General features: G+C 64.6%; 8 protein-coding genes. 5 read left to right on the top strand and 3 right to left on the bottom strand.

The window, feature by feature from the left end; genetic code table 11:
• On the top strand, positions 1-984 hold a 984-nt coding region (locus IBX53_RS14445; RefSeq protein WP_290910575.1), incomplete at its 5' end, for a GGDEF domain-containing phosphodiesterase.
• 37 nt (positions 985-1,021) lie between these two features.
• Here IBX53_RS14445 and flgN read toward each other — a convergent pair.
• From flgN to flgA, 3 genes are all read right to left on the bottom strand, one after another.
• Positions 1,022-1,471 (bottom strand): flagellar protein FlgN, encoded by a 450-nt coding sequence (gene flgN / locus IBX53_RS14450; RefSeq protein WP_290910578.1) that lies wholly within the window; start codon positions 1,469-1,471, stop codon positions 1,022-1,024.
• On the bottom strand, positions 1,468-1,758 hold the full coding sequence (gene flgM / locus IBX53_RS14455; protein WP_290910581.1) for a flagellar biosynthesis anti-sigma factor FlgM: 291 nt from the start codon (positions 1,756-1,758) through the stop codon (positions 1,468-1,470). The genes flgN and flgM overlap by 4 nt, the downstream gene beginning before the upstream one ends.
• Positions 1,759-1,896: 138 nt before the next feature.
• The gene (gene flgA / locus IBX53_RS14460; protein ID WP_290910583.1) at positions 1,897-2,592 is read right to left on the bottom strand and encodes a flagellar basal body P-ring formation chaperone FlgA; all 696 of its coding nucleotides are present in this window, start codon (positions 2,590-2,592) and stop codon (positions 1,897-1,899) included.
• A 166-nt stretch (positions 2,593-2,758) separates the two neighbouring features.
• Here flgA and flgB point away from each other — a divergent pair, with 166 nt between their 5' ends.
• The 4 genes from flgB to IBX53_RS14480 all read left to right on the top strand — a co-directional run.
• Complete coding sequence (gene flgB / locus IBX53_RS14465; protein ID WP_290910586.1) at positions 2,759-3,172, top strand: flagellar basal body rod protein FlgB; 414 nt, start codon at positions 2,759-2,761, stop codon at positions 3,170-3,172.
• Positions 3,173-3,200: 28 nt separating this feature from the next.
• The gene (gene flgC / locus IBX53_RS14470; RefSeq protein ID WP_290910589.1) at positions 3,201-3,608 is read left to right on the top strand and encodes a flagellar basal body rod protein FlgC; all 408 of its coding nucleotides are present in this window, start codon (positions 3,201-3,203) and stop codon (positions 3,606-3,608) included.
• Positions 3,609-3,611: 3 nt separating this feature from the next.
• Positions 3,612-4,304: a flagellar hook assembly protein FlgD gene (locus IBX53_RS14475; protein ID WP_290910592.1), complete on the top strand. Its 693-nt coding sequence runs from the start codon at positions 3,612-3,614 to the stop codon at positions 4,302-4,304.
• Positions 4,305-4,373: 69 nt separating this feature from the next.
• Positions 4,374-5,056 (top strand): flagellar hook-basal body complex protein (locus IBX53_RS14480; RefSeq protein ID WP_290910595.1); only part of this gene is annotated, 683 nt, incomplete at its 3' end.

Raw genomic sequence — 5,056 nt, forward strand, 5'->3', positions numbered from 1 at the left:
GAAGAGGCCATGGATGCCCCCTTCGAGCAGGGGGCCGGCAGCATTCTGATGACGCTCTCCATCGGGATCGCTCTCTTTCCGGAGGATACCGCGGACGGCGCGGAGCTGATGGAGGAGGCCGAGCTGGCGCTGGGGCAGTCGCGCCGCCTCGGGCCGGGCACTCATGCCTTTCGCGACCGTGGCCTGCGCAAGCATATCGAGGCGCGCGAGACACTTCTGGAGCAGCTACAGGAGGCGCTGCTGTCACCCACAGGCCATTTCCAGCTGGTGTTTCAGCCCCAGTGTGACGCCGAGACCGGGCGCTGGGTGGGGGTCGAGGCCCTGGTGCGTTGGCCGCGGCATGGCATGATCTACCCTGGGGAATTGCTGCCCGCGGTAACGGAGCTTGGCGAGCAGGTACGCCTGGATCGCTGGGTGCTGGGGGAGGTGATCGCGCATAGGGCCGACTGGCAGGCATCAGGAATGGGGCTGGCTTCGCTGCCGCTGAGCGTGAACCTGATGCCGGAGACCCTGGAGCAGGAGGTCTTCGATGGCTGCCCGCTGGATCACTTCCTCAAGCGTTTTCCCCAGCCGCTGACGGGGCTCTGCCTGGAGCTGCCGGCGGCGGTGCTCGATGGGCTCGGCGAGGATCGCCGGCACCTGCTGAAGCGGCTGCAGCGAATGGGTGTCACCCTGGTGGCGGATGGCCTGGGGACGGCGCCGGTCTCGCTGGTTGCTTTGCCCGCTCTGGGGGCCAGCGGTGCCAAGCTGGCGCCTGCCATGATGGCCGAAATGGATCAGAGCAGGCTGGTTCGCCAGGGGATGCGAGGGCTGATCGCGGGCCTGCATGAGCTGGGGCTTGCCACGGTGGTCGTGGGCGTCGAGACGGCTGAACAGTTCGAGCGGATCAAGCGTCTGGGGGTGGCGGGAGTTCAGGGGCATTACCTCTGCCCGCCGCTCACCGCCGATGAGCTGGCGGCCAGGTGGCAGCAGGATCAGCCCTGACGCCTGCGGAGTGGGTCGCGCAGGCTGTTAGTGGGCCTCAGGCCGATGTGCTCAGCCTGCCCGGCTGGCGTCCGGTGCGGCCGGTGGGCTCGTAGAGTGTCTTGTCGGCGATCTGATGAATGAAATCCAGCATCTTCTGGTTGTGTGAAGCGCGCATCTGCAAAAGCTCACCCACCAGATCATTCAGGCGGGCCGTGCGTTCGGTGGCGCTCAGGCACGCTTCCCACTCCGCCTGGCAGCCGGCTTCCTCGGCAGCGGCTCTGGCGCCCGCTGGCCCTGCGGCGTAGCCCAGGCGAACCTGCACCTGTCGGCGCAGCGTCTCCATGCGTTCCAGATCGGCCAGCAGCTCCTGCTTGCGCCGGGCGACCTCGGTCAGTGCTTTGCCATCGACCTGGCTGGCGGTGAGCAGCCCAAGCTCGTGCTCGAGAAGCTGCGTCAGCCTGATCAATCGGCTTTGCTGGTCGGAGAGCAGGCGCGCCAGGCTCATGCCTTGTCTTGCCCCAGCAGCTCACGGACGTTGGCGATCAGGCCATCGGCAATGCGCTCGGCGTGGATCTCCAGCTTGCCTTCGCGGATGGCCTCGCGGATCTCAGCGACACGGGCGGTATCGATATCCTGGCTGGCGTCGGGGGCACCATGGCTGAGGTGCGTTCTGGCCGCCGGCTCGGCGTCAGTGGTGCGTGGCGGCTGGTTGGCGCCCTTGACCTTCTGAGCCTCGTCTCGCCCCGGCGTCTGGCCGGTACGGATCGGCGGGTTATGGTTGTCAATTTTCAAGATGGTTGCCTCTTGACCGTATGCTGTTCAGGGATGCTTGTCCCTGTTATCGGCTGGTCGTCGAAAGACTTTAGGCACGAAGAGGCGTCGCCACGTTGGCGGCCCAGGGAGATTTTCGAGAGGCTAGCGGAGTGCGTGCTATAAGTCCACGGCAAGGCGCCCTTCGCCGACGACGCGGGCCTGGATGATCTCCCGCTGGCCGAATCGCACTCGGATGCTCTCTCCCAGGGCGCCAGGCTCCATGGCTTCGCCCTCACGCGTCACCCGGAAGCTGGCGCCACCGGCCTCGACCACCACGCTCTGGCCGCGTTCCACCAGGGCTCTTGCCTGGAAGAACTGGGCCTGCAGGGGGGAGCCCGCACGGATGCTGCGGCGTGCTTGCTGCCCAAGCAGTGAAGAGGCGTCGCGCACGGTCAGACGAGGCAGCTGTGCCAGATTGCCCTGGCGCTGCTCGAGGTGAGCCTGGGTCAGCACGGTGCCCGGCGCGATGTCGACCGCGGTCACTGGGTAGCTGGCCATCACGCCGACCTCTGCCTGCAGGTAGCGGACCTGGCGGCCGCCTTCGCCGCAGCGCACTCCCACCGAGACTCTCCCTACCACCGGCGCATCGGGCCGGGCCAGAAAGGGCTCGGGCCACTCGCAGCGCGGCAGGTGCGCCGAGGGTGGGTTCACCTCGATCACCACTTCCTCCGCCTCGGCCTCTTCATACAGAAACGCCTGCACGCGATGGATGAGTTCATCGTGAAGGTCGCTGGCGGCCATGGCGGGGGCTGCCAGCAGCCAGGTGCTCAGCAGCAGAAGCGGCCAACGTGGCAGGCGAGGGTAAAGCGGCATGGCGGCACTCTGGGGCGGGTGAGGGGCTATTGCCATTCTAGGACCCGTGCGCTGCGGGCATTCCCGGAAATGGGTGTGGAAGAGAGGGTTGTTTGTGGCTTTGGCGTGCTCCTCGGGTGGCTATTCTGCACCCTGAACCAATCCCCTTTGCCGAGGATGCGCCGGGATGATCGACCAGCTCGAGGCCGCCTTCAACTATCACCAGCAGGCGCTGGGCCTGCGCCAGCAGCGCCACAAGGTGTTGGCGAGCAATATCGCCAACGCCGATACGCCCGGCTACAAGGCGCGGGACATGGACTTTGCCAGCGAGCTGAAGAAGGCCGTTGGCAAGGGTGGAACCAGCGGCCAGGGGCTCGCGCTGGCGCGCACCTCGGAGCGGCACATTGCCGGCCAGGGGGCGTCGAGCCTCCAGTCCGGGCTGCTCTACCGGGTGCCCGAACAGCCGAGCCTGGATGGCAATACCGTGGACATGGACCGTGAGCGTACCGCCTTTGCGGACAACTCGGTGCGCTACCAGGCCGGGCTCACCATTCTCAACAGCCGCATTCAGGGCCTAAAGAACGCCATGCAGCCCGAGTAAGGGCGGCTTGAATAACAGGAGCACCTCGATGTCGATGTTTTCCGTTTTCGATATTGCCGGCTCGGCCATGAGTGCCCAGTCGCAGCGCATGAACGTCACCGCCAGCAACCTGGCCAACGCCGACAGCGTGGCGGGACCGGACGGTGAGGCCTATCGCGCCAAGCAGGTGCTCTTCGAGAGCCGTGCCAGCCAGGCCCATGGCGTCGGTGGCGTGGGTGTGCGCCAGGTGGTGGAGGATCCCTCGCCCATGCGCCTCGAGTATCGCCCCGAGCATCCGCTGGCCAACGAGGAAGGCTACGTCACCATGCCCAACGTCGAGCCGGTGCACGAGATGGTCAACATGATCTCTGCATCGCGCTCCTACCAGGCCAACATCGAAGTGATGAACACCAGTAAGCAGATGATGCTCAAGACCCTGACCCTGGGGGAGGGCTGATCCATGACCACGCCTATCGGCAGTAATGTCCTCAATACGGTGAATGCCGGCGGTGCGCCCACCATGGGCAGCCGCCAGTCCGATGAGCTGCGCAACAATTTCATGACGCTGTTGATCACCCAGCTGCAGAACCAGGACCCGCTCAACCCGCTCGAGAATAACGAGCTCACCACCCAACTGGCGCAGATCAACACCGTCAGCGGCATCGAGCAGCTCAACCAGACCATGGAGGGCATCACCTCCCAGATCACCGCCGGCCAGACCATGCAGGCCGCGGGGCTGATCGGCCAGGGCGTGCTGGTGCCGGGGGATCGCGTGCTGCTGGAGCAGGATGACCAAGGGGTGGCCCATACCACGCCCTTTGGCTTCGATCTGGCGCGCTCCGCCGATAGCGTGAAGATCACCATCGTGGGCGGTGATGGCCAGGTGATCAACCGTTACGACCTGGGTGCGGTGGGGGCGGGTGTGGACTCCTTCACCTGGGATGGCAAGACGAGCCAGGGCGAGAGCGCCGTGCCGGGCGCCTACCGGGTGCGCATCGAGGCCACCAACGACGACAAGCCGGTCTCCGTTGAAGCGCTCAACTACGCGTTGGTGGGGGGCGTGACGCCACCCGATGACAAGGGCGGTGTCCGTCTCGACCTGGGTGCCGTCTATGGCCAGGTGAGCCTGGACCAGGTCCGCCAGATTCTCTGACTCTCCGATTGATTTGCGCGGGCTGCCCGGCAGCCAGGCCATGAACGCCACCAGGCAAAGGAACACGACATGAGCTTCTCTCAGGCACTTTCCGGCCTCAACGCCCAGCAGCAGTCGCTGGGTGCCATTGGTAACAACATTGCCAACTCCCAGACGGTGGGCTTCAAGAGCTCCAGCGTGCAGTTTGCCGATGTCTTTGCCAACTCCCGTATCGGCCTCGGCACCCGGGTTTCCGCCGTGCTGCAGAACTTCAACGAGGGCAACGTAGAGTCTACCAACCGCAATCTGGATCTCGCCATCAGCGGCACTGGCTTCTACCGCTTCGAGCAGGGTGGGGAAGTGGTGTATTCCCGCAACGGCCAACTGACCCTGACGCCGGAGGGCTTCCTGCAGAACGCCCAGGGCGCTCGCCTGATGGGCTATCCCTACAACGAGGCAACCGGGGCGGTGATGGCTGGTGGACAGCCCGGAGTGCTGCAGGTCAACTCAGATGAGCTGCAGGCCAGCGCGACCACCAACGTGGCGACAACCTTCAATCTCGATTCTCGTTACGAGGCAGATGACCTTAATGAGGCCACCGTTCGTACCACTCTGGGTGAAGATCCAGATACGCAAGCGATTAATTACCACTATTCCAATAACTTTACCGTTTATGATTCGCTCGGTAATCCGAAGAATATCACCGTCTATTACGAAAAGATCGATCAAGATGTCGATGGCAATGCGGTGACCAACACCTGGAATGCCAAGGT

Origin of the sequence: Halomonas sp. (assembly GCF_014859505.1) — a bacterium.
In the GTDB taxonomy this organism is placed as follows: domain Bacteria; phylum Pseudomonadota; class Gammaproteobacteria; order Pseudomonadales; family Halomonadaceae; genus Halomonas.